Below are 19,685 nucleotides of genomic sequence, written 5' to 3'. Positions count from 1 at the left end.
CGTTCGCGAGCCGATCGCGCCCGAAGCGACGAGATTCAATCAAACCAGGCATCAATGCGCGAACCATCCATGGATAGCGGACACGATCACCAAAAATTCTTCTATTTCCTGCTGTTCGCGGTCACCGTCGGACTGTGCTGGATACTCGCGCCGTTCTCCGGCGCCGTCTTCTGGGGCACCATTCTCGCGATCCTGTTCCAGCCGGTGCAGCGCTGGCTCGCCGCGCGTTTCGGCAAGCGGCGCAATCTCGCGGCGCTCGTGTCGATGTCGCTGATCATCCTGATCGTGATCCTGCCGCTCGTGTTCGTCACGGCGACGCTCGTACAGGAAATCGCGTACGTGTACCAGGAACTGAAGGACGCGCAGCCGAATTATTCGCGGTACTTCCACGACATCATTCACGCGCTGCCGACGTCGATCCAGAACCTGCTGCAGAAATACGGGCTGTCCAACATCCCCGGCATCCAGAAGAAGCTGACCGACGGCGCCGCGCAGATCAGCCAGTTCGCGGCCACCCAGGCGCTCAGCATCGGCCAGAACACGTTCCAGTTCGTCGTCAGCTTCGGCGTGATGCTGTACATGCTGTTCTTCCTGCTGCGCGACGGCGGCGAGATCGGCCGCCGCGTACGCCGCTCGATACCGCTCGACGAAGAGCACAAGAACCTGCTGCTCGCGAAGTTCACAACCGTTGTGCGCGCAACCGTGAAAGGCAATATCGCGGTCGCGCTCGTGCAGGGCGCGCTCGGCGGCCTGATCTTCTGGATCCTCGGAATCGAGGGCGTCGTGCTGTGGGGCGCGCTGATGGCGTTCCTGTCGCTGCTGCCGGCGATCGGCGCGAGCCTCGTGTGGATACCCGCCGCGCTCTACTTCCTCGCGATCGGCGCGATCTGGAAATGCGTGATCCTCGTCGCGTTCTGCGTCGGCGTGATCGGCCTCGTCGACAACCTGCTGCGCCCGATCCTCGTCGGCAAGGACACGAAGATGCCCGACTGGGTCGTGCTGGTCTCGACGCTCGGCGGGATGGCGCTGTTCGGGATCAACGGCTTCGTGATCGGGCCGCTCGTCGCCGCGCTGTTCATGGCAAGCTGGGACATCTACGCGCGCTCCGAACAGGGAGAATGACTCCGCGCGTCACGGATGACGAATCCTGATCACGACGGGCGCCACGGCGCCCGTTTGCATTTCCGGCCCGGCCACCGTCATCACGCCGCCATGCGGGCCAATGCGATGAGCTCGCCCCGATACGAGCGGCACGCTTCGATCGTCGCGTGCATCGCGCCAGGTCGCGCGAATCTCCGCTCCCGCCGACTGCACCAGCGGCTCGCCGTCCGGCCTCACGAGCGCCACGTGCGCACCCGGCAGGCGCCGGCCTTGCGCATCGAAACGGAGCGTCACCGCCGTCGCGGTGTCCGCCGCTTCGATCGACGGCGCGTCGAATGTCACGTCGTACAGATCGACGAGCGCACCGGTGAATCGCACGATGCCATCCGCATGCGCGTGCCCGGCCGCGCCGGCACCCGACATCGCGCACGCGATGCCGATCCCCACTGCGACGATCCGCAGCCTGTCGCACCTGCGCCGCATCGTTCGATCGCGCATCACCGCCGATGCCGCGTGCGTTGCCTTCGTTCGCATGTTTCCCTCCCGTCTCGCCGCGCCAATGAAAACGGCGGCGTGACGCGCATGTCACGCCGCCGTTTGCTGGCGATTACTGTAAGGAGAGCAACCGAAACGATCTATGGGACAAGTCCTAAAACAATGTCCGCCGGTTCACGCGTCGGGATCGACGCGCAGCACGAGCTTGCCGCGATGGTCGCCGTCGAACAGGCGATTGAGCACGTCGGGGGCGTTTTCGAGCCCGTCGGCCACGGTTTCCTCGGCCTTCAGACGGCCGTCGCGCAGCCAGCCGGCGAGCGTCTGCACCGCTTCGCGGCTCTTGCGGTAGTCGAGAATCAGGAAGCCGCGCATCGTGATGCGCTTCGAGATCAGCACGCCGACGTCGTCCGCCGCGCGGCCGCTGTTGTAGTTCGAGATCACGCCGCACAGCGCGACGCGCCCGCCGATCACCATCCGCGACAACACCGCGCGCATCACTTCGCCGCCAACGTTCTCGAAGTTCACGTGCACGCCGTCCGGCGTCGCCGCCTTCAGCTGCTCACGGAAATCGTCGGCCTTGTAGTCGACGGCCGCGTCGAAGCCGAGCGTCTCGGTCAGGTAGCGGCACTTGTCCGCGCCGCCCGCGATGCCGACCACCCGCGCGCCGTGGATCTTGCCGATCTGGCCGGCGATCGAGCCGACCGACCCGGCCGCCGCCGACACGACGAGCGTCTCGCCGGGCTGCACCGGCGCGATGTCGGTCAGCCCGTAGTACGCGGTCAGGCCGCTCATCCCGCACGCGCCGAGCAGCGTCGGCAGCGGCAGGCCCGACTGCGCGGGCAGCTTCACGAGCTGCGCGGCCTGGTCGGCCGCGATGACCGCATAGTCCTGCCAGCCCACGAGCCCCTGCACGAGGTCGCCTTCCGCGAAACCGGCGTGGCGCGACGCGACCACGCGCCCGATGCCGAGTGCGCGCATCACTTCGCCGATCGCGACAGGCGGCAGGTATTGCGGCACGTCGCTCATCCATACGCGGTTGGTCGGATCCATCGACAGGTACAGCACGCGCACGAGCACTTCGCCGTCGGCGAGCGCCGGCACGGGGGTTTCGACGAGCGAAAAGTGTTCGCGGCCGACCCGCCCTTCCGGGCGCGTTTTCAGCAGCAGCTGGCGGTTCACGGGTGTCGACACGATGTTCTCCTCCGGTTGGTGTTATCGATTGCACGTCAGACCGCGCACATGCCGCCGTCGATCACGAGTTCGGCGGCCGTCACGAAGCGGCTTTCGTCCGACGCCAGATAGACGGCCGCATGCGCGACGTCATCCGGATCGCCGAGCCGGCGCAGCGGAATGCCGCGCGCGAGCTTGCGCGTCGCATCGCGTTCGCCGAGCGACTGGAACAGCGGCTCGACGATCCCCGTGCGAATGAACGCCGGGTGAATCGAGTTGCAGCGCACGTCGAGCTCGCGGCGCGCGCAATCGATCGCGACCGACTTCGTCAGCGATGCGACCGCGGCCTTCGACGCGTTGTACGTGGTGAATTCCGGCTCGACCTTGAACGCGGCCACCGACGAGATGTTGATGATCGACGCCGGCCGGCTCGCGCCGAGGTACGGCAGCGCATGCTTGCAGCCGAGCACGATGCTCTCGACGTTGATCGCCATCACGCGCCGCCACTCGTCGATCTCGATCTGCGCAGGCGTGCCGATCGATCCGACGCCCGCATTGTTGACGAGCACCGACAAGCCGCCCATCGCTTCGTTCGCCTGCGCGAGCAGCGCCTGCCAGTGTCCCTCGTCGCGCACGTCCTGCGTGGCCGCGAACGCGACAGGCACCGCGTGCCCCGCATTGAGTTCGTGCGCGAAGGCGTCGAGCACGGCCGCGTCGGCGATGTCGGTCAGGAACACGCGCGCGCCCTGCTCGACCATCCGGCGCGCGATCGCGCGTCCGAGGCCGCCGGCGGCGCCCGTGATGTACGCGCACTTGCCTGCGAGGCGCGAGGAAACGACTGTCATGGGACCTGCTCCTATCGTGAATCGTCGTGGCGGACCGGTGCCGCGACGGCGGTTGCCGTGCGCCGACCGACGGCCGCGCGGTTTGCGCGAGTATAGCGAGCCGGCCGCACCGCGCCGAACCCATCGGGCAGGCCGCCGCTGCAGGCCCCGATCGAACGAACGCCAGCGTACGCGATTGCCGCCGATCGATGAAATGAATATTCGTAATGCCCGGTCATAGATATGGCTGATGGCCTTCGCAACCGCGGCCGCGCCCGTTGCGACACGCAGGCGCCGGCGCAGCGCGGCCGATTACCGAGAATACCGATGCGACGAAGGCCCCACGCGGGCGTTTGCCGATGACAGGGAACGAATGAAACAAGAAATAACGCGCGGGCAGCGCCGCGGCCACGACCGCATCCGGCACCGAGGCATCGAGCCCCGGAACCAGCCGCCGTCAGAACCCGTCGCCGGACGCGCGCATGAACGCGCAGACTTGCGGGGAATGCGTGTCGATCATCTGCTGGAACGGTGCGCGATTGCCGTACGCGATGCCGGACACGAGCAGCAGGCAGACGGCCGCGATGCGCGGCGAGGACGAGCGCTTGTACGCGTGGGCGTACGCGCGCAGAAACACGAACGCGACCAGCGCGCCGAGCAGCCAGCCGACGACGACTTCGGGAATCGTGTGCGAATGGTCGAACACGCGCGCGACGGCCGTCACCGCGCCGACGGCCAGACCGGCCGCCACGCCCGGCGCCTTGCCCGGACGAAACGCCTGCCACAGCATCGACAGCGCGACGGTCCACACGGACGTCGACAGCATCGTATGGCCGCTGATCACGCGGAAATCGAACTGCGGGATCTCGACCCCGCAGCCCGCATAGAGAATCTTGGTCGCCCCGACCAGGCTCATGCCGGCCGCGAGCAGCACGATCCAGCGCACCGCGAGCCGCCAGTTGGACAGCGCGAGCCAGACCGCGCACGTCAGCGCGACCGGCAGGGTCAGCGCGGCGTCGCCGAGGTTGCTGATTTCACTCCACATAACACACATCGAACCGCTAGCGAAAGGGGGCAGTTTAACGCAAGCGCGCGCCGCGCCTGTTTCAGCCTGTGACAGCCTGTATCAGCCGGCGACACCCGAAATCAGCAGCAGGTTGGTGCCGGTGATGACGACGAACAGCGCCCATGCGGCGAACTGCATCTTGCGGCCGATCGCATGCTCGCCCATCGTTTTGCGATCGCTGACCGACTGGATCAGCGGCCACATCGCGAACGGCAGTTGCAGGCTCAGCAGCACCTGGCTCCACACGAGCAGTTGCCCGACCGACCCTTCGCCCAGCCACAGCACGCCGATCAGCGCGGGCACCAGCGCGAGCCCGCGCGTGATCAGCCGGCGCTGGTAGCACGGGATTTTCGTGTGCAGGAAGCCGTCCATGATCACCTGGCCGGCGATCGTGCCGGTCAGCGTCGAGCTCTGGCCGGACGCGAGCAGCGCGATGCCGAACAGCAGCGCGGCCGCGCCGCCCGCGATCGGCGTGATCAGCCGGTACGCCTGTTCGATGTCGGTGACGTCGTGCTGGCCGGTCGCATGGAACGCCGCGCCCGCGACGATCAGGATCGCCGCATTGACGAGCATCGCGACGAACAGCGACACGCAGGTGTCGATCCGCACCAGCGCGAGCGTGTCGCGAATCAGGCCGCGCGCGCCGCCGACGACATGGCGCGTCTGTACGACCGACGAATGCAGATACAGGTTGTGCGGCATGATCGTCGCGCCGACGATGCCGAGCGCGAGCACGATCGCGTCCTTGCTGTCGTGGCCGGGGTTGCCCGGCACGAGCCCCTTCGCGACCGCATGCCAGTCGGGCGGCGTGATCGCGACCTGCGCGACGAAGCAGAACGCCATCGTCGCGATCAGCCCGAGCACGATCGCCTCGATCTGCCGGACGCCCTTGCCCTGCAGCCCGAGCACGATCACCGTGTCGAGCGCGGTCAGCACGATCCCCCACGCGAGCGGCACGCCGAGCAGCAGCTTGAATGCGAGCGCGCAGCCGAGCACTTCGGCGATGTCGCACGCGATGATCGACACCTCGGCGGTCACCCACTGCACGACGCGGCCGAAGGGGCCGTAACGATCGTAGCTGGCCTGCGCGAGATCCTTGCCCGCGACGAGGCCCAGCCGCGCGGCGAGCATCTGCAGGAAGATCGCGGCGACGCTCGAGAACGCGACGACCCACAGCAGCGAATAGCCGAATTGCGAGCCGGCCTGGATGTCGGTGGCCCAGTTGCCGGGATCCATATAGCCGATCGCGACCAGCAGGCCCGGGCCGAAGAAGCGCTTGAGCTTCATCCAGCGCGACGCGCCGGCGTCGATCGTGATGCTGCCCTTTACTTCCGACGGGCAGAAGGGGGCGGTGGCGGTGGTGGGGAGCAAGGGCATGGAAACCGGGGATCGTGATCGCGACACGGTGATTTTACGGTCTTCCGCTCCGTTTTCCCGCGTGGCTCGGCGCGCCCGCCCCGATTCGCCCGCTCGCCGTCGGTTTTCGCGGGCCGCGGATCGGACTGCGGGTCGGGCTGCGGATCGGCCGCCCCGGCGCCGTTCGTCAGGATCCGCTCGCGCTCGGCGATGCGAAATTCGGTCGGCGACATGAGCAGACGCTGGCGAAACAGCTTCGCCAGACGCTCGCCGCTGCCGAAGCCCGTGCGCCGCGCGACCTTGTCGGCCGGCAGCGTCGTGTGAATCAGCATGTGGCACGCGCGCTCGAGCCGCACGTGCTGCACGAATTCGGTCGGCGTCACGCCGATTTCCTTCTTGAAGCGCCGCAGGAAATTGCGCTCGCTCATGGCGGCCGTCCGCGCGACTTCCGCGATCGAAATGCGGTTCGCGCTCTGCGCGCGCAACCGCTGCGCCGACATCCGGATCGACGGGCTCGCGCTCAGCTCGCGAAACGCCCACATCGACTGCGTATAGCGTTGTTCGACCGGCCGCATCAGGTTGCTGGCGATCTCCTGCGCGGCGCTGTCGCCGAGATCGGCGCGGAACATGTCGAGCACGGCCGCGAACACGTCGGCCTCGCCGCCCTGCGGTTCGATCGTGACCGCCGCGCCGCGGGTGCGATCCGTTCGCGATTGTCCGGCGTCCGTCTGCCGCTGCGACGCCGCGAGCGTCGACAGGTCCATCGCATCGACGATCCAGCGCGCATGCCGATGAATGTCGGTCAGGCGGCGGCGCAACGCATCGCTCCAGTTGACCGACGCGCGATCACCGTGAAGATGAAAGAACGCGCGCGCACGATGTCCGTGCTCGTCACCGAGCGCATCGGCGGCGATCTGCACGCCGGACGACGATTGCAGCAATCCCCCGCTTTCGGATACGTACTTCAACTGGTAATCCGCACTGAGCGCATGCAGGCGATTCGCCAGGTTGAAGGCCTCGCCGAGACGCGCGGCCTGGGCCAAAGAAAATCCCGTACTCAAATAGACAACGACCCATCTCTGATCTGCTGCTTCCACTGACCAAGCCCCCGGACTGTTTCGACTTCTTGTATTACCGTCGAACTGTCAGGCTTATATTTGGTTTGGACACGTGCGACAGGACGGCTATCTCAAAATATGAAGCGACGGCATCTTAGCCGAAGGGGTCCTCTATTTGGCGCGAAATGGCCGACCGCGACAGCATGATGGCGGATTACTACAGGCTGTTGCCGAGCGCTGGTATGGCCACGTGGAAATACGCATGAAAGGCGCATGCGCTGCGCTGCCGATCGTCGCGACATTCGCGGCAACGCCGGGTACGAACGAACGCGCGCACGCCACGTGCGTTCCGTTGTCCGCGTGTCAATTAGAATCGCTCAACGTCCACCACGCCGACTTCGTCCGTGCCCGCCGATCATCGTCTCGACCTGAACCTGTTCCGCGTGCTCGACGCCGTCTACGTGAACGGCGGCATCGGCGCGGCCGCCCGCGCGCTGCACCTGACGCAGCCGGCCGTCACGCATGCGCTCAACCGGCTGCGCGCGCATTTCGACGACCCGCTGTTCGTCCGCCAGGGCAACCGCGTCGTGCCGACCGAGCGCACGCGCGCGATCATCGCGGACGTGCAGCTTCACCTCGCCGGACTGCAGCGCACCGCGCGCGACCCGTCGGCATTCGACCCGGCGACCCTCGACCTGAGCATCGCGGTCGGCATTCGCGACGTGCTCGAATCGATCGCGCTGCCGCAGATCGTCGCCGCGTTCGCCGACGAAGCGCCCGGCCTGCGATTCGTGAGCCGCCGCGTCGCGGTGCACGACATCGAACGCGAACTCGCGTCGGGCAATCTCGATCTCGCCGTCGATCGACGCGTGCAAACCGGCCCGCGCATCGCGACCGAACACCTGCTCGACGATTCGCTGGTCGTCGCGATGCGGCACGATCATCCGCTGACGAGCGGCCCGCTGCGACGCGCCGACTATTTCGCCGCGCGGCATATCGCGGTGTCGCCGCTCGGCGAACCGCAATCGCTCGATGTGCTGCTCGGCAACGACGGGCGCTTCCGGCACATCCAGCTCGTGTGCCAGCATTATTTCGCCGCGTGCCAGATCGCGGCGGCGGGCGACCTGCTGCTGACGCTACCGCGCTCGTATGCGCTGCGCATGGCCGCGTTGCTGCCGGTCGCCGTGCAGCCGCTGCCGCTGCGGCTCAAACCGTTTCCGCTGCTCGCGTACTGGCACGAATCGCGCGAGACCGACCGCGCGCATCAGTGGGTGCGCGAACGCGTCGCCACGCTCGTGCGCAGGACTGCCGGCGTCGCCGGCTGATTCCGTCGAGCGCCGTCGAAGCACGCAGCGCCCGCGGTTTTCGCCGGGACGGTATGCTAACGGCTCGTACGCCGCACATCGTCGCGGCCCCCTCTTTCCCGCTTACCGGAGACTTGCCATGCCGCTCATCCACGCTGCCGCCACCCTCGCCGCCGACGCGCCCGACTACGTCGTCCAGCTGCAGGCCGGCACGCATGCGCTGACCGGCGACGAAGCGCCGCGCGAAGGCGGCCAGGGCCTCGGGCCGGCGCCGTTCGAGTTCGTGCTCGCCGGCCTCGCGCAATGCACGGCCGCCACGCTGCGCATGTACATGCAGCGCAAGACGTGGCCGGCCGTGCGCATCGACGTGCACACCGAACTGCATGCCGATCGCGAAGGCCAGCAATACGTGCGCCGCACCGTCACGCTCGAGGGTCCGCTCGACGACGCGCAGCGCCAGCGTCTCGCGGAAATCTGCGAGAAGACGCCGGTGACGCTGTTCATCAAGCGCGGCACGCGCATCGAAACGACGCTGAACTGACGCGCGCGGTGCCGGGCGAGCGGGGGCGGACGGAATTCGCACCGCAGCGCCGCACGCGATCGACGCATCACAAACAAAACGGGCGGGCCGCGCACGATGCGCGGCCCGCCCGTTTGCGGATATCGTCCGGCGCTTACAGTCCGAGCGCGGACAAGTCCAGCTTGCCGTCCTTCACCGGCGGGCACCAGAAATACGCGCCCGTCAGCGGCCGCGTGAAGCGGAACAGGCCGTCGACGATGCCGTCGTCGGCGCCGCTCATCCGGCGCATCTGCACGTCGAACGCGCGGAACGAACAACCGAACGCGACGAAATAGAGCCCGGCGCGACGCGCATCGGACCACGGCGACGAACGGCGCAGCATGAACGCCTCCGGCTCGAAGCTCTCCTGCGCGGTGCGCTTCACGTGCGCGAACTCGGGTGCGTCGTCGAGTTCCTCGTTGTCCGAGCGGCGGCGCCCGATGATGTGATCCATGTCGCCCGACGCGATGCGCTCCATCTGGTCGAAGTCGTGCAGCCATTGCTGAACCGCGACGAAGCTCGAGCCGTCGAGCCCAGCGCCCTGCCCGGTGACGATCGCCGCGGCGAGCGCGTCGTCGCCGGTCGGGTTCTCGGTGCCGTCCTCGTAACCCGACAGGTCGCGATCGTTCGAATAGCGGAACCCGTCGACCGCGTCCTGCAGCGCGAATGCCGGCGCCAGCGCCCGCTCGATCGCCCGCGTGCGCAGCACGAGATCGCCGCGATCGTCGCCGCGCAGCCAGACCCACACGTCGGCCGGCGTGATCGGCAGCGTGCGGTCGTTCACCGCGAATGCCGGGTATTCGGTCAGGCCCGGAACCGGGCGCCCGAGGTGCGCGGCCAGCGCATGCCCGAAGCCGGCGACCGTGCCGCGCCCGTCGACGAGCTCGCGCAACGCCCTCAGCGCCGCTGCCACATTGGCGTTGTCCGAAATCGTGAAAGTGAGGTACCGGGCCGCCGTGTCGATCGGAGCCAGGATGCCTTGCTGAACGTCGCTCATCGTTTCCTCAGGAATGGTTCGGGATGAATCCGCGGGGCCGCTGCGGCCGGCGCGCAACCGCAAAGTGTAATCGATGCGGCACGCCGACCTTTTTGCGGTGCGGGACCGCCCCGCGGAACGCGGGGAAAAGGGCCGAAACGCCGAATATGCTGACCGGCCGATCGTATCGACGCTGCAACGCCGCATTCGTCAGACGTTGCGGCGAGTCCCGCACTGCTGATAAACTCCCTACACGTCTTTTCGACGCCCTTTCAATCATTCACTTCAGGGAGGTGCAGATGTTCCGAATGCCAGCAGCCTTCCCGAACGTGGTCTCGCGACGCGGCTAATCCAGCCCGTCGTCCGCGCCGGCTCCCGGGTTCTCCGCTGACCCGCCGGCCCGCGCACTTTCCCGACAGCCCGTTTCACTCCGCCCGCGTCGTTCGCGCGGCCCGGCTGTTGCGTTTTCGACGTTCTCCGAACCGGAAAGTCCCGTCGCGCGATGCGCCGGGCAACGATATATGACCAGAAAAACCACCCATCTGGGCGGCCAGGCATTCCAGGCCGTCTTCGGCTTCACTTTCCGCTACTGGCGCAAGCAGCCGGTACGCATCGCGACGATCACGACACTGGCGCTGCTCGGTGCGCTCGCCGACGTGCTCACGCCGCTGTTCGCCGGGCGCCTCGTCGATGCGCTGTCGACCGGCCTGACCGAGCGCGCCGCCGCATGGCATTCGGCCCTCGTCGCGTTCGGCACGCTGGCCGCGCTCGGCATCGCCGCGACGCTGCTGCGGCAAGGCGTCTACCTGAACATCATCACGCTCACGCTGAAGATGATGAGCGAGATCGCCGCCGCATCGTTCCATCGCGTGCAGCGCTTCTCGACCGACTGGCACGCGAACAGTTTCGCGGGCTCGACCGTGCGCAAGATCACGCGCGGGATCTGGGCGCTCGACCTGCTGAACGACACGGTGCTGATCGCGCTGCTGCCGTCCGTCACGATGCTGGTCGGCGCCACCGTGCTGCTCGGCACGCACTGGCCGGTGATGGGGTTCGTCGTCGGCGCGGGTTCGCTGCTGTACATCTCGGTGACGGTCGCCGTGTCGCTCGGCATTGTCGCGCCGGCCGCGCGGCTCGGCAACATGTGGGACACGCGCATGGGCGGCGCACTCGCGGACGCGGTGAGCTGCAACGCGGTCGTCAAGGCGTTCGGCGCGGAAACGCGCGAGGAAGCGCGGCTCGCGCGCGTGATCGGCAAGTGGCGTCAGCGCACGCGCCGCACGTGGGTGCGCGGCACGCTCAACGGCGGGCTGCAGGGGGCGATGCTCGTCGCGATGCAGGCGGCGATGATCGGCGTCGCGCTGCGGCTGTGGGCGAACGACGAAGCGAGCGTCGGCGACATCGCGTTCTCGCTGACGATGTTCTTCATGCTGCAGGGCTACCTGCGCGACGTCGGCATGCATATCCGCAACCTGCAGCGCTCGGTCAACGACATGGAAGAGCTCGTCGCGCTCGAGCGCCAGCCGCTCGGCATCGACGATCGTCCCGGCGCGCAGGCCATCCGGATCGGGCAAGGCGAGATCCGCTTCGAGCACGTGACGTTCCGCTACGGCAATCATCCGGTCCCGCTGTACGACGACTTCTCGATGCGCATCGCGCCCGGCGAGCGCGTGGGCCTCGTCGGTCATTCCGGGTCGGGCAAGACGACGTTCATCAAGCTGATCCAGCGCCTGTACGACGTGTCGGGCGGCCGCATCACGATCGACGGCCAGGACATCGCGCAGGTGCGGCAGGATTCGCTGCGCAGCCAGATCGCGATCGTCCAGCAGGAGCCCGTGCTGTTCCACCGCACGCTTGCGGAGAACATCGCGTATGCACGCCCCGACGCGAGCCGCGCGGAGATCGAGCGCGCCGCGCGTCTGGCCAGCGCGCACGACTTCATCGTCGCGCTGCCGGACGGCTATGACACGCTCGTCGGCGAGCGCGGGATCAAGCTGTCGGGCGGCGAACGCCAGCGTGTCGCAATCGCGCGTGCGTTCCTCGCGGATGCGCCGATCCTGATCCTCGACGAAGCGACGTCGAGCCTCGACAGCGAAAGCGAGCTGCTGATCCAGCAGGCGATGGAGCGGCTGATGGTCGGCCGCACGACGCTCGTGGTCGCGCACCGGCTGTCGACGGTGCGCTCGCTCGACCGCCTGCTCGTGCTCGATCGCGGCAAGGTGATCGAGGAAGGCAGCCACGACGCGCTGATCCGCATCGACGGCGGCACGTATCGCCGGTTGTTCGAGCGGCAGGCGCTGGAGCTGGCGAAAGGGCTCGCCGATTCGCCGCGGCGCCTCGCGGATCGCGATGCCGGGCCGCTAGGGGAGCCGGCGAAGGTGTGACGCAAGCGCGTCGCGTCGCGACGCAACACGGCCCGGCCCGGCGGCGCGGTCATCGCCGCCGGATCGGGTCGACGCAGATCCGGATCGAGGCCGTGCCGCGCGCACGGCCTTTTTTACGTCCACCGCCCGTGCCCGCCGGCGCCGAACCGTGCGCCGCGGCGTGCTCGCCGCCGGGATCACTTATCATGTCGGCCAGCCAATTTGCGACAAGGGATCGATCATGTTTACAGGCATTGTTCAGGGCGTGGCGACCATCGGCGCCATCAAGGATCACGGCGAACTGAGAACGTTCAGCATCGAATTCCCCGAGCGCTTCACCGACGATATCGAGATCGGCGCGAGCGTGTCGGTCGACGGCGTCTGCCTGACGGTCACGACCATCCACTCGCCGGTGCTGATCGACTTCGACGTGATGTTGCCGAGCCTGCGAATCACCACGCTGGCCGACCTGACGACCGGCGCCCGCGTCAACGTGGAGCGGGCCGCGAAGGACGGCGCGGAAATCGGCGGACATCCGCTGTCCGGTCACGTCGACTTCATGGGGACCATCCTGCACATCGCGTCCTCCGAACACAATCGGATGATCCGCATCGGCGTGCCGGCCGATTTCAAACGCTATGTCTTCGCGAAGGGCTATATCGCGATCAACGGCTGCAGCCTGACCGTGTCGGACGTCAATCGCGACGAAGGCTGGTTCGAAGTCTGGCTGATTCCCGAAACGCGCCGCGCGACCACCTTCGATGCGAAGGGCGTCGACGCCAAGGTCAATATCGAGATCGAACGCAGCACCCAGGTCGTCGTGGATACGATCCGCGAGTCGGTCAAGGAAACGCTCGGCGAATTGAACGGCGTCGTCACCGCGCTGCTGGCGGAAAAAGGCATCGACATCGAGGAACTGCTGGCGCGCAATGTCGCGCGCCTGCCGAAGCAGTAACGTGTGATTACCCGCGTGCTAGGTGATCCGCTGGATCACCGAGTACCGGCTGCCGTCGAAAAACACCTCGATCCACGGTTCCGACTCCTCGAACGTCCAGAGGACGAGTTCGAGATCGACTGGCTCGTCCCCGTCGTCGGGCCACGGCATGTTCCACCCGCCCGCGACGGCCACCACGCCGCCCGTGTAGAGCGGGCATTGCGCGATCCACTCGCGCGCATAGTCGTGCGCGGCCGTGCCCTTGAAGTTGTCGTTGAATCCCCAGTCGCGCTGCCAGCCATGCGCGTCGAGGTAGGCGCCGATCGCGGCGGAGCCGAAGCGGAACACCGCATCGACCGGCGGCAGCGACATCGCGTCGGATCGGCACAGCGGGCGGTCTGAACGGACAGGTTGCGTAGTAGTTTCCACGTGGCCTGATGCACCGCTTGCGTCGAGATGCACGTTCAGCCACATGCCGTCACGCTCGATGGAGATGCACAACGCGCCGGCGTCGACCCCGTGCCAGTAGCCGGTGACGGGTTCGCCGTCGTCCGCGAAGCGGTATTGACGGGATGGCCTGGCGAGGCGCCGCGCTTCGATCAGAAAGTCTTCCAGCGTCATTGAATGTCGTTCTCCTCGCTTCTTGGGCCGCAGATACCGCATGGGCGCGTCGGGCGATCGACCACGCCCGGATACGGACCGTGTCCACCCGATGGCATCGACGCCACGATAAAGCGTTCGATGTCGGCCGCCACCTGTTCGGGTGGGCCGTCGCTCGCAAACCGCTTGCAGTTCAGGCGCATGAACGCGGGGAACCGATCGCGGATCTTGCGCATCTCGTGGACTTCATTCGCATTCAGATAAGGCCGGGACATGCATCGCGCTCCCGCAGGAGCCGCGACCAATCTGCCTTCCGCGCCCGCATCACTCCGCCTCCACCTGCGCGCCCTTCCCCACCGCCACCCGCTGCGCGCGATAAATCCCCGCGTGCCCGGAAAACAGATAGGCGACCACGCAGGCCACGATCGCATACACGCCGACATCCGCGCCGAACAGTTCGATCGCCATGATCGTCGACGCGATCGGCGTGTTGGCCGCCCCCGCGAACACCGCGACGAAGCCGAGCCCCGCGAGCACCGGCACCGGTAGCGCAAGCACCTGCCCGAGCGCGTTGCCGAGCGTCGCGCCGATGTAGAACAGCGGCGTCACTTCGCCGCCCTTGAATCCCGACGCGAGCGTGACGACGGTGAACGCGAACTTGCCCGCGAAATCGTAAGCCGGCAGCGGCCCGTGAAACGCGGCCTCGATCGTCGGAATCCCGAGACCGAGATACTGCGGCACGTTCAGCGCGGTGGCCGCCACGGCCACGATCGCGCCGCCGAGCACCGGCTGCAGCGGCGCATGGCGGACGACGCGCCGGAACCACGCGGTCAGCGCATGCGTGGCGAACGCGAACAGCCGGCCGACGACGCCGAACGCGACACCCGCGACGACCGTCGCGGCCAGCCCCGTCGCCGAGACAGCCGGCACGAACGGAATCGCATAGACGGTGTGATGCACGCCCCACGCGCGGCACACGACGTCCGCGACGATCGCGGACGCGACGCAGGTCAGCAGCGCGTCGTACCGGACGCGGCCGATCGCGAGCACCTCGAGCCCGAACACGGCGCCCGCGAGCGGCGTACCGAACACCGACGAGAACCCGGCCGCGATGCCGCCCATCAGCAGCACGCGCCGATGCTCGCGATCGAGCCGGAACAGGTGCGTGATGCGATCGGCGAGCGCGCCGCCCATCTGCACGGCCGTCCCCTCGCGGCCGGCCGAGCCGCCGAACAGGTGCGTGACGACGGTCGCGACGAGCACGAGCGGCGCCATCCGCTTCGGCACGAGCGCCTTCGGGTCGTGAATCTCGTCGATCAGCAGGTTGTTGCCGCGCGCGACCGACTGGCCGAACCGGTGGTAGACCCAGCCGGTCGCGAAGCCGGCGGCCGGCAGCCCCCACAACAGCCACGGATGCGCGACGCGCGTGCCGGTCGCCCAGTCGAGCGCAAGCAGGAACAACGCGGAAGCCGTGCCGGCCAGCGCGCCGAGCAAGGCCGAGAGCGCGAGCCAGCGGCACACGTAGCGCACGGTCGCGAAAAAATCGGCAGAAGTCGAGAAAAACATGATTTCCAGATTCGACAGGACATCAAAACCTGGGCGGCAGAATACCGCATGGACGGCCTGCGACCTCCTGACGACCCAGGAACACGCAGGCATCATCAGCCGGGCGAACCGGCGGTTGAGGGCCGAACCGCACGCGAGGCGCCGGGATCGACCGCAGGGAGGCATGCCATCTCCGCTGGCGGCGATTGTACGCGACGCCGCACATCGCACGCAATGCGGCCCGGCCGGGCCGCCGCCCACCGTCAGTCGAGCGGCACGCGCGTCACGCGCGAGATCAGCTGCGGCGCGATCCGGTCGAGCGGCAGGATCGCGGACGCCGCGCCGATCGCCGCGGCCGCCTTCGGCATCCCGTAGACGGCGCTCGTCGCCTCGTCCTGCGCGATCGTGTAGCAGCCCTTCGCGCGCATCGCCTTCAGCCCAAGCGCGCCGTCGCGCCCCATCCCGGTCAGCAGCACGCCGAGCGCATCGCCCTGCCAGCCGTCGGCGACGCTGTTGAAGAACACGTCGATCGACGGCCGGTACGGCGTCTCGGCTGGATGCCGCGTATAGCCAAGCACGCCGCGCGGCGACAGGCACAGGTGGTCGTTGGACGCCGCGAGCAGCACCTCGCCCGCCTGCGGCACGCTGCCCGGCCGCGCGACGCGCACGGGCAGCCGCGTATAGCCGTCGAGCCACTCCGCCATGCCGAGCGCGAACGCCTGGTCGACGTGCTGCACGATCACGAGCGCGGCCGGAAAATCGGCCGGCAGCGCGCGCAGCAGCGCGGTGAGCGCGGTCGGGCCACCCGCCGACGCGCCGATCGCGATCAGCGTCGGCTGGCCGCGCGCGGGCGCCGGCACGGGCGGCACGAGCGTCGCGGTCCGGCTTTCGAGCAGCCGGCCGATCTGGTCGATCTTCGCAAGCAGCGGCTGCGGCGCGGCATCCGACGGCAGGCCGAGCGCGAGCGTCGGTGTGTCGACCGCGTCGAGCGCGCCGGCGCCCATCGCCTCGTAGACCGACGACGTGTTCGCGCTGACGCTCGCGGTCACGATCAGGATCGCGCACGGCGCACGCGCCATGATCTGCCGCGTCGCGGCCACGCCGTCGAGCTTCGGCATCACGAGGTCCATCAGCACGAGGTCGGGCGGATGCGCGACGCAGAAATCCACCGCCTCGTCGCCGTCGGTTGCCACCCACAGCACGCGGTGATCGCTGCGCCGCGCGATCACGCGGCGCAACGCCTCGACGGCAAGCGGCAGATCGTTGACGATGCCGATGTTCATCCGCGTGCCCCGCCGATCAGGTCGTGCACCGCATCGAGCAGCGCCTCGTCGTGGAAACTGCTCTTCGCGAGATAGTAGTCGGCGCCGGCATCGAGCCCGCGCCGGCGATCCTCGTCGCGATCCTTGTACGACACGATCATCACGGGCACCCGCTTGAGCGCCGGATCGCTCCTGATCAGCGTGACGAGCTCGATCCCGTCCATGCGCGGCATGTCGACGTCGGTGACGACCAGGTCGAACGCATCGCTGCGCACCGCGTTCCAGCCGTCCATCCCGTCGACCGCGACGGTCACGTCGTAGCCGCGCTTTTCCAGCAGCTTGCGTTCGAGCTCGCGCACCGTCAGCGAATCGTCGACGACGAGCACACGGCGGCGCCGGTCGGCTCGCGCGAACTGGGGATCGCGCGTGAGTTTCGCGAGCTGGCCGCCGCGCACGAGCTTGTCGACGGAGCGGATCAGGTCCTCGACATCGACGATCAGCACCGGGTCGCCGTTCTCGAGCAATGCACCGGCCGCGATGTTCTGGATCTTCTGCAGGCGGCTGTCGAGCGGCTGCACGACGAGCATCCGTTCGCCGAGGAAGCGGTCGACGGCGACGCCGTACAGCTCGGGCTCGCCGCCGACGACCACGACCGCCGTGCTCGTGCGCGCGACGGCGGGCTCACCCGCATCGAGCAGTTGATGCGCGCCGACGAGCCCCGCACGCCGGCCGTCGAACGGAAAATGCGGCTGTCCTTCGAGCACGTCGATGTCGTCGTGCGAGAGTTCGAGCGTGCGGCGCACGTGCGCGAGCGGGAACGCGTACGGCTCGCCGCCGACCTCGACCAGCAGACTTCGGATCACCGACAGCGTGAGCGGCAGCTGCAGCACGAAGCGCATGCCCGCGCCGGGCTCGTTGAAGATGCGCACCGCGCCGCGCACGCCGCGCACCATCTCCTGCACCGCATCGAGGCCGACGCCGCGCCCCGACACGTCGGTCACCGCATCGCGCATCGAGAAGCCCGGCAGCAGCAGGAATTCGAGCAATTCCGGATCGGACAGCCGGGCGGCCGTCTCGTCGTCGGTCAGGCGCTGGCGCACGACCGCCGCGCGCAGCGCGTCCATGTCGACGCCCGGCCCGTCGTCGATCACGCTGACGAGCAGCGAGCCGGCGCTGTGGCGCGCTTCGAGCGTCACGCTCGCCTCGGCCGGCTTGCCGCGCGCGCGGCGCGCGTCGGGCGAGTCGACGCCGTGATCGATCGCGTTGCGCAGCAGGTGGCCGAGCGGCGCGTCGAGCAGGTCGAGGATGTCGCGGTCGACCTGCGTGCCTTCGCCGACGATCGAGAAGCGCACCTGCTTGCCGAGCGAGCGCGCGAGATCGCGGACGATGCGCGGATACGCGCGCGTCGCGTCGCCGAACGGGCGCATCCGGCATTGAAGCGCCTCGTCGTACAGCTGCTCGGCGATGTGCGTGCTGCGGCGCTCGAAGCGGTCGAATTCTTCCATGCGCTCGGCGAGCGAACGCTGCACGTCGTTGAGCATGTGCCGCACTTCGTTGACCGACGCGAGCACGCCCGCATCGAGTTCGTCGGCGAACCGTTCGTACAACAGATCGAGCGAGCGGGCCGCATCGCGCTGCGCGCGCTTCACGCGCAGCATCGATTCCGCGAACGGCTTGAGCCAGCGCGATTCGACGAGCGACTCGCCGGACAGGCTCAGCAGCCGGTTCAGCGTATCGGCCCGCACGCGGCGCATCGCGCCCGCGCCGGCCGCACGTCCCGCCGGGACCGGATCGGGCACCGCCGCCGATAGTGCGAGCGGCGGCACCGCGGCACCGGCTCCGACGGGCTCGTTCGCGGCGCTGTCGTGATCGCGAAACGGCACGCTGGACGGCGGCGCCGGCGGCGGCGCGAAGGCCGGCGCCGGCATCGCGTGCGTGCCGTCGGCGCCCGTGAGCGCCAGCGCGAACGCGTCGATCTCCGCCGACGATACGGGCGGCGCCTGCGGATCGGCGACGCGCACCAGCAGGTCGACGCCGGCGAGCAGCACGTCGACATGCGTGGCCGTCAGTGCGATGGTGCCGGCCTGCGCGGCGACGAAGCATTCTTCCATCCGCCCCGCGATCTCGACGCCGAGCGGCACGCCGACGATGCGCGCGGCGCCCTTCAGCGAGTGCGCGGCGCGCATGCACGCCTCGAGCGCGACGGAATCGGGCTCGCCCGATTCGAGCGCGAGCAGGCGTTCGGACAGCGCCTGGGTTTGCGTGCGCGTCTCCTCGCGATACAGCTCGAGCAGCGACAGGTGGCTCAGATCGTCATCGCCGCTCATCGCATGCTCCGTGTGACGGCGTCGAACAGCCGATCGTCGTCGAGCAGGCCCACCGACTTGCCGCGCCACGACAGCACGCCGCGCGACAGGCCGGCGCTCGCGCGCCCGACCGTCGCCGGCACGGGCACCCATTCGGAGGCGCCGAAGCGCAGCACGCCCTCGACTTCGTCGACCGGAAACACCACGGGCTCGCCCTGGTGCGCGGCGACCAGCAGTCGTGTGAAGCGGCCGTCGTCGCCGCTGCTGCCGCCGCTCCCGCCGTTGCCCGCCTCGAGGCCGAGCAGCGCGCCGATCGAGATCGCGATGCGCAGCGTGCCGCGAATGTTGACCACGCCGCGCACGGCCGAATGACGGCGATACGGCAGCGAATGGATCCGGCGCGTGCCGGCGATCTCACGCAGCACGCCGATCGGCAGCGCGAGCCACTCGTCGGCAACGCGAAACGCCAGCGCCGCCTGGCGCGTATCGTCGCCGCCGTGCGCGCCGGTCGCGTCGAACGCGCTGATCCGCCGCGTGGCGTCGGCCATCTCGGCCGCGCCGAGCGGGCGCTCAAGCAGTTTCGCCGCGTGATACGCGTACACCGGGCAGTTCAGGCAGCGCAGGCAGTCGGCCAGCCGCTCGCACGAGCGGTCGCCGCGCGTGCCGATCCGGTTCCAGCAATCGTCGACGCCGATCGTCGTGTCGTCAGTGGCAACGGCGTCGCGGTTCATTCTTTCCTCGGTCATCCCGATGTCGGCTCCCAACC

At 68.5% G+C, this 19,685-nt stretch carries 18 protein-coding genes and 1 riboswitch; of the genes, 5 read left to right on the top strand and 13 right to left on the bottom strand.

The window, feature by feature from the left end:
* Window positions 1–69: 69 nt before the first annotated feature.
* On the top strand, window positions 70–1,122 hold the full coding sequence (locus ACP26O_RS25600; RefSeq protein WP_105830088.1) for an AI-2E family transporter: 1,053 nt from the start codon (window positions 70–72) through the stop codon (window positions 1,120–1,122).
* Between the two features lie 9 nt (window positions 1,123–1,131).
* Here ACP26O_RS25600 and ACP26O_RS25595 read toward each other — a convergent pair whose 3' ends face one another.
* The 6 genes from ACP26O_RS25595 to ACP26O_RS25570 form a co-directional block, all read right to left on the bottom strand.
* Window positions 1,132–1,635, bottom strand: a complete 504-nt coding sequence (locus tag ACP26O_RS25595) for a thioesterase (RefSeq protein WP_175663182.1) — start codon at window positions 1,633–1,635, stop codon at window positions 1,132–1,134.
* 135 nt (window positions 1,636–1,770) lie between these two features.
* The gene (locus ACP26O_RS25590) at window positions 1,771–2,787 is read right to left on the bottom strand and encodes an NADP-dependent oxidoreductase (protein WP_166725259.1); all 1,017 of its coding nucleotides are present in this window, start codon (window positions 2,785–2,787) and stop codon (window positions 1,771–1,773) included.
* Between the two features lie 35 nt (window positions 2,788–2,822).
* Window positions 2,823–3,611 (bottom strand): SDR family oxidoreductase, encoded by a 789-nt coding sequence (locus ACP26O_RS25585; protein WP_175663183.1) that lies wholly within the window; start codon window positions 3,609–3,611, stop codon window positions 2,823–2,825.
* Window positions 3,612–4,047: 436 nt separating this feature from the next.
* On the bottom strand, window positions 4,048–4,635 hold the full coding sequence (locus ACP26O_RS25580) for a phosphatase PAP2 family protein (protein ID WP_105830085.1): 588 nt from the start codon (window positions 4,633–4,635) through the stop codon (window positions 4,048–4,050).
* An 81-nt stretch (window positions 4,636–4,716) separates the two neighbouring features.
* Window positions 4,717–6,033, bottom strand: coding sequence for an Nramp family divalent metal transporter (locus ACP26O_RS25575; RefSeq protein WP_175655156.1), 1,317 nt, complete (start codon window positions 6,031–6,033; stop codon window positions 4,717–4,719).
* Window positions 5,982–7,055 carry a helix-turn-helix domain-containing protein gene (locus ACP26O_RS25570; protein ID WP_175663184.1) on the bottom strand — a complete coding sequence of 358 codons (1,074 nt, stop codon included), beginning with the start codon at window positions 7,053–7,055 and terminating at the stop codon, window positions 5,982–5,984. The genes ACP26O_RS25575 and ACP26O_RS25570 overlap by 52 nt, the downstream gene beginning before the upstream one ends.
* 419 nt (window positions 7,056–7,474) lie before the next feature.
* Here ACP26O_RS25570 and ACP26O_RS25565 point away from each other — a divergent pair, with 419 nt between their 5' ends.
* Both ACP26O_RS25565 and ACP26O_RS25560 read left to right on the top strand, forming a co-directional pair.
* Entirely contained in the window at window positions 7,475–8,395 is a 921-nt protein-coding gene (locus ACP26O_RS25565; protein WP_175663185.1) for a LysR family transcriptional regulator, read from the top strand.
* 118 nt (window positions 8,396–8,513) lie between these two features.
* Window positions 8,514–8,915, top strand: a complete 402-nt coding sequence (locus ACP26O_RS25560; RefSeq protein ID WP_006753360.1) for an OsmC family protein — start codon at window positions 8,514–8,516, stop codon at window positions 8,913–8,915.
* Window positions 8,916–9,048: 133 nt separating this feature from the next.
* On the opposite strand, the gene ACP26O_RS25555 is transcribed toward ACP26O_RS25560, so the two are convergent.
* On the bottom strand, window positions 9,049–9,930 hold the full coding sequence (locus ACP26O_RS25555; protein WP_105830080.1) for a Dyp-type peroxidase: 882 nt from the start codon (window positions 9,928–9,930) through the stop codon (window positions 9,049–9,051).
* Window positions 9,931–10,430: 500 nt separating this feature from the next.
* Here ACP26O_RS25555 and ACP26O_RS25550 point away from each other — a divergent pair, with 500 nt between their 5' ends.
* Both ACP26O_RS25550 and ACP26O_RS25545 read left to right on the top strand, forming a co-directional pair.
* Complete coding sequence (locus tag ACP26O_RS25550; RefSeq protein ID WP_175663186.1) at window positions 10,431–12,293, top strand: ABC transporter ATP-binding protein; 1,863 nt, start codon at window positions 10,431–10,433, stop codon at window positions 12,291–12,293.
* Window positions 12,294–12,513: 220 nt separating this feature from the next.
* On the top strand, window positions 12,514–13,227 hold the full coding sequence (locus ACP26O_RS25545) for a riboflavin synthase subunit alpha (RefSeq protein ID WP_175663187.1): 714 nt from the start codon (window positions 12,514–12,516) through the stop codon (window positions 13,225–13,227).
* Between the two features lie 18 nt (window positions 13,228–13,245).
* Here the strand turns inward: ACP26O_RS25545 and ACP26O_RS25540 are convergent, their stop codons facing one another.
* The 6 genes from ACP26O_RS25540 to ACP26O_RS25515 all read right to left on the bottom strand — a co-directional run bounded on the left by ACP26O_RS25540 (window position 13,246) and on the right by ACP26O_RS25515 (window position 19,650).
* Window positions 13,246–13,827: a hypothetical protein gene (locus ACP26O_RS25540; RefSeq protein ID WP_175663188.1), complete on the bottom strand. Its 582-nt coding sequence runs from the start codon at window positions 13,825–13,827 to the stop codon at window positions 13,246–13,248.
* Window positions 13,824–14,081: a hypothetical protein gene (locus tag ACP26O_RS25535; protein WP_426284310.1), complete on the bottom strand. Its 258-nt coding sequence runs from the start codon at window positions 14,079–14,081 to the stop codon at window positions 13,824–13,826. Before ACP26O_RS25535 ends, ACP26O_RS25540 begins: the two co-directional genes overlap by 4 nt.
* A 49-nt stretch (window positions 14,082–14,130) precedes the next feature.
* Window positions 14,131–15,372: a voltage-gated chloride channel family protein gene (locus tag ACP26O_RS25530; protein WP_175663189.1), complete on the bottom strand. Its 1,242-nt coding sequence runs from the start codon at window positions 15,370–15,372 to the stop codon at window positions 14,131–14,133.
* A 79-nt stretch (window positions 15,373–15,451) separates the two neighbouring features.
* A riboswitch (Fluoride riboswitch) is annotated at window positions 15,452–15,555 on the bottom strand.
* Between the two features lie 59 nt (window positions 15,556–15,614).
* Window positions 15,615–16,634: a chemotaxis response regulator protein-glutamate methylesterase gene (locus ACP26O_RS25525; protein ID WP_011660428.1), complete on the bottom strand. Its 1,020-nt coding sequence runs from the start codon at window positions 16,632–16,634 to the stop codon at window positions 15,615–15,617.
* A complete protein-coding gene (locus ACP26O_RS25520; RefSeq protein ID WP_175663190.1) occupies window positions 16,631–18,940 on the bottom strand; it encodes a hybrid sensor histidine kinase/response regulator in 2,310 nt (769 codons plus the stop codon). The genes ACP26O_RS25525 and ACP26O_RS25520 overlap by 4 nt, the downstream gene beginning before the upstream one ends.
* Complete coding sequence (locus ACP26O_RS25515) at window positions 18,937–19,650, bottom strand: chemotaxis protein CheW (protein WP_175659629.1); 714 nt, start codon at window positions 19,648–19,650, stop codon at window positions 18,937–18,939. The genes ACP26O_RS25520 and ACP26O_RS25515 overlap by 4 nt, the downstream gene beginning before the upstream one ends.
* Window positions 19,651–19,685 lie beyond the last annotated feature (35 nt).

Source organism: Burkholderia sp. R-40 (genome assembly GCF_049942845.1).
Taxonomy (GTDB): domain Bacteria; phylum Pseudomonadota; class Gammaproteobacteria; order Burkholderiales; family Burkholderiaceae; genus Burkholderia; species Burkholderia ambifaria.
Note: the sequence above shows the minus strand (reverse complement) of the source record. Positions and strands in the feature narration are given on the sequence as shown.

Bases quoted from the DNA above. Each gene is read 5' to 3' on its own strand.
- ACP26O_RS25515 (WP_175659629.1), bottom strand. From the start codon at position 19,650: ATGAACCGCGACGCCGTTGCCACTGACGACACGACGATCGGCGTCGAC.
- ACP26O_RS25520 (WP_175663190.1), bottom strand. From the start codon at position 18,940: ATGAGCGGCGATGACGATCTGAGCCACCTGTCGCTGCTCGAGCTGTAT.
- ACP26O_RS25575 (WP_175655156.1), bottom strand. From the start codon at position 6,033: ATGCCCTTGCTCCCCACCACCGCCACCGCCCCCTTCTGCCCGTCGGAA.
- ACP26O_RS25530 (WP_175663189.1), bottom strand. From the start codon at position 15,372: ATGTTTTTCTCGACTTCTGCCGATTTTTTCGCGACCGTGCGCTACGTG.
- ACP26O_RS25545 (WP_175663187.1), top strand. From the start codon at position 12,514: ATGTTTACAGGCATTGTTCAGGGCGTGGCGACCATCGGCGCCATCAAG.
- ACP26O_RS25525 (WP_011660428.1), bottom strand. From the start codon at position 16,634: ATGAACATCGGCATCGTCAACGATCTGCCGCTTGCCGTCGAGGCGTTG.
- ACP26O_RS25595 (WP_175663182.1), bottom strand. From the start codon at position 1,635: ATGCGAACGAAGGCAACGCACGCGGCATCGGCGGTGATGCGCGATCGA.
- ACP26O_RS25535 (WP_426284310.1), bottom strand. From the start codon at position 14,081: ATGTCCCGGCCTTATCTGAATGCGAATGAAGTCCACGAGATGCGCAAG.
- ACP26O_RS25560 (WP_006753360.1), top strand. From the start codon at position 8,514: ATGCCGCTCATCCACGCTGCCGCCACCCTCGCCGCCGACGCGCCCGAC.
- ACP26O_RS25550 (WP_175663186.1), top strand. From the start codon at position 10,431: ATGACCAGAAAAACCACCCATCTGGGCGGCCAGGCATTCCAGGCCGTC.
- ACP26O_RS25580 (WP_105830085.1), bottom strand. From the start codon at position 4,635: ATGTGGAGTGAAATCAGCAACCTCGGCGACGCCGCGCTGACCCTGCCG.
- ACP26O_RS25540 (WP_175663188.1), bottom strand. From the start codon at position 13,827: ATGACGCTGGAAGACTTTCTGATCGAAGCGCGGCGCCTCGCCAGGCCA.
- ACP26O_RS25600 (WP_105830088.1), top strand. From the start codon at position 70: ATGGATAGCGGACACGATCACCAAAAATTCTTCTATTTCCTGCTGTTC.
- ACP26O_RS25585 (WP_175663183.1), bottom strand. From the start codon at position 3,611: ATGACAGTCGTTTCCTCGCGCCTCGCAGGCAAGTGCGCGTACATCACG.
- ACP26O_RS25555 (WP_105830080.1), bottom strand. From the start codon at position 9,930: ATGAGCGACGTTCAGCAAGGCATCCTGGCTCCGATCGACACGGCGGCC.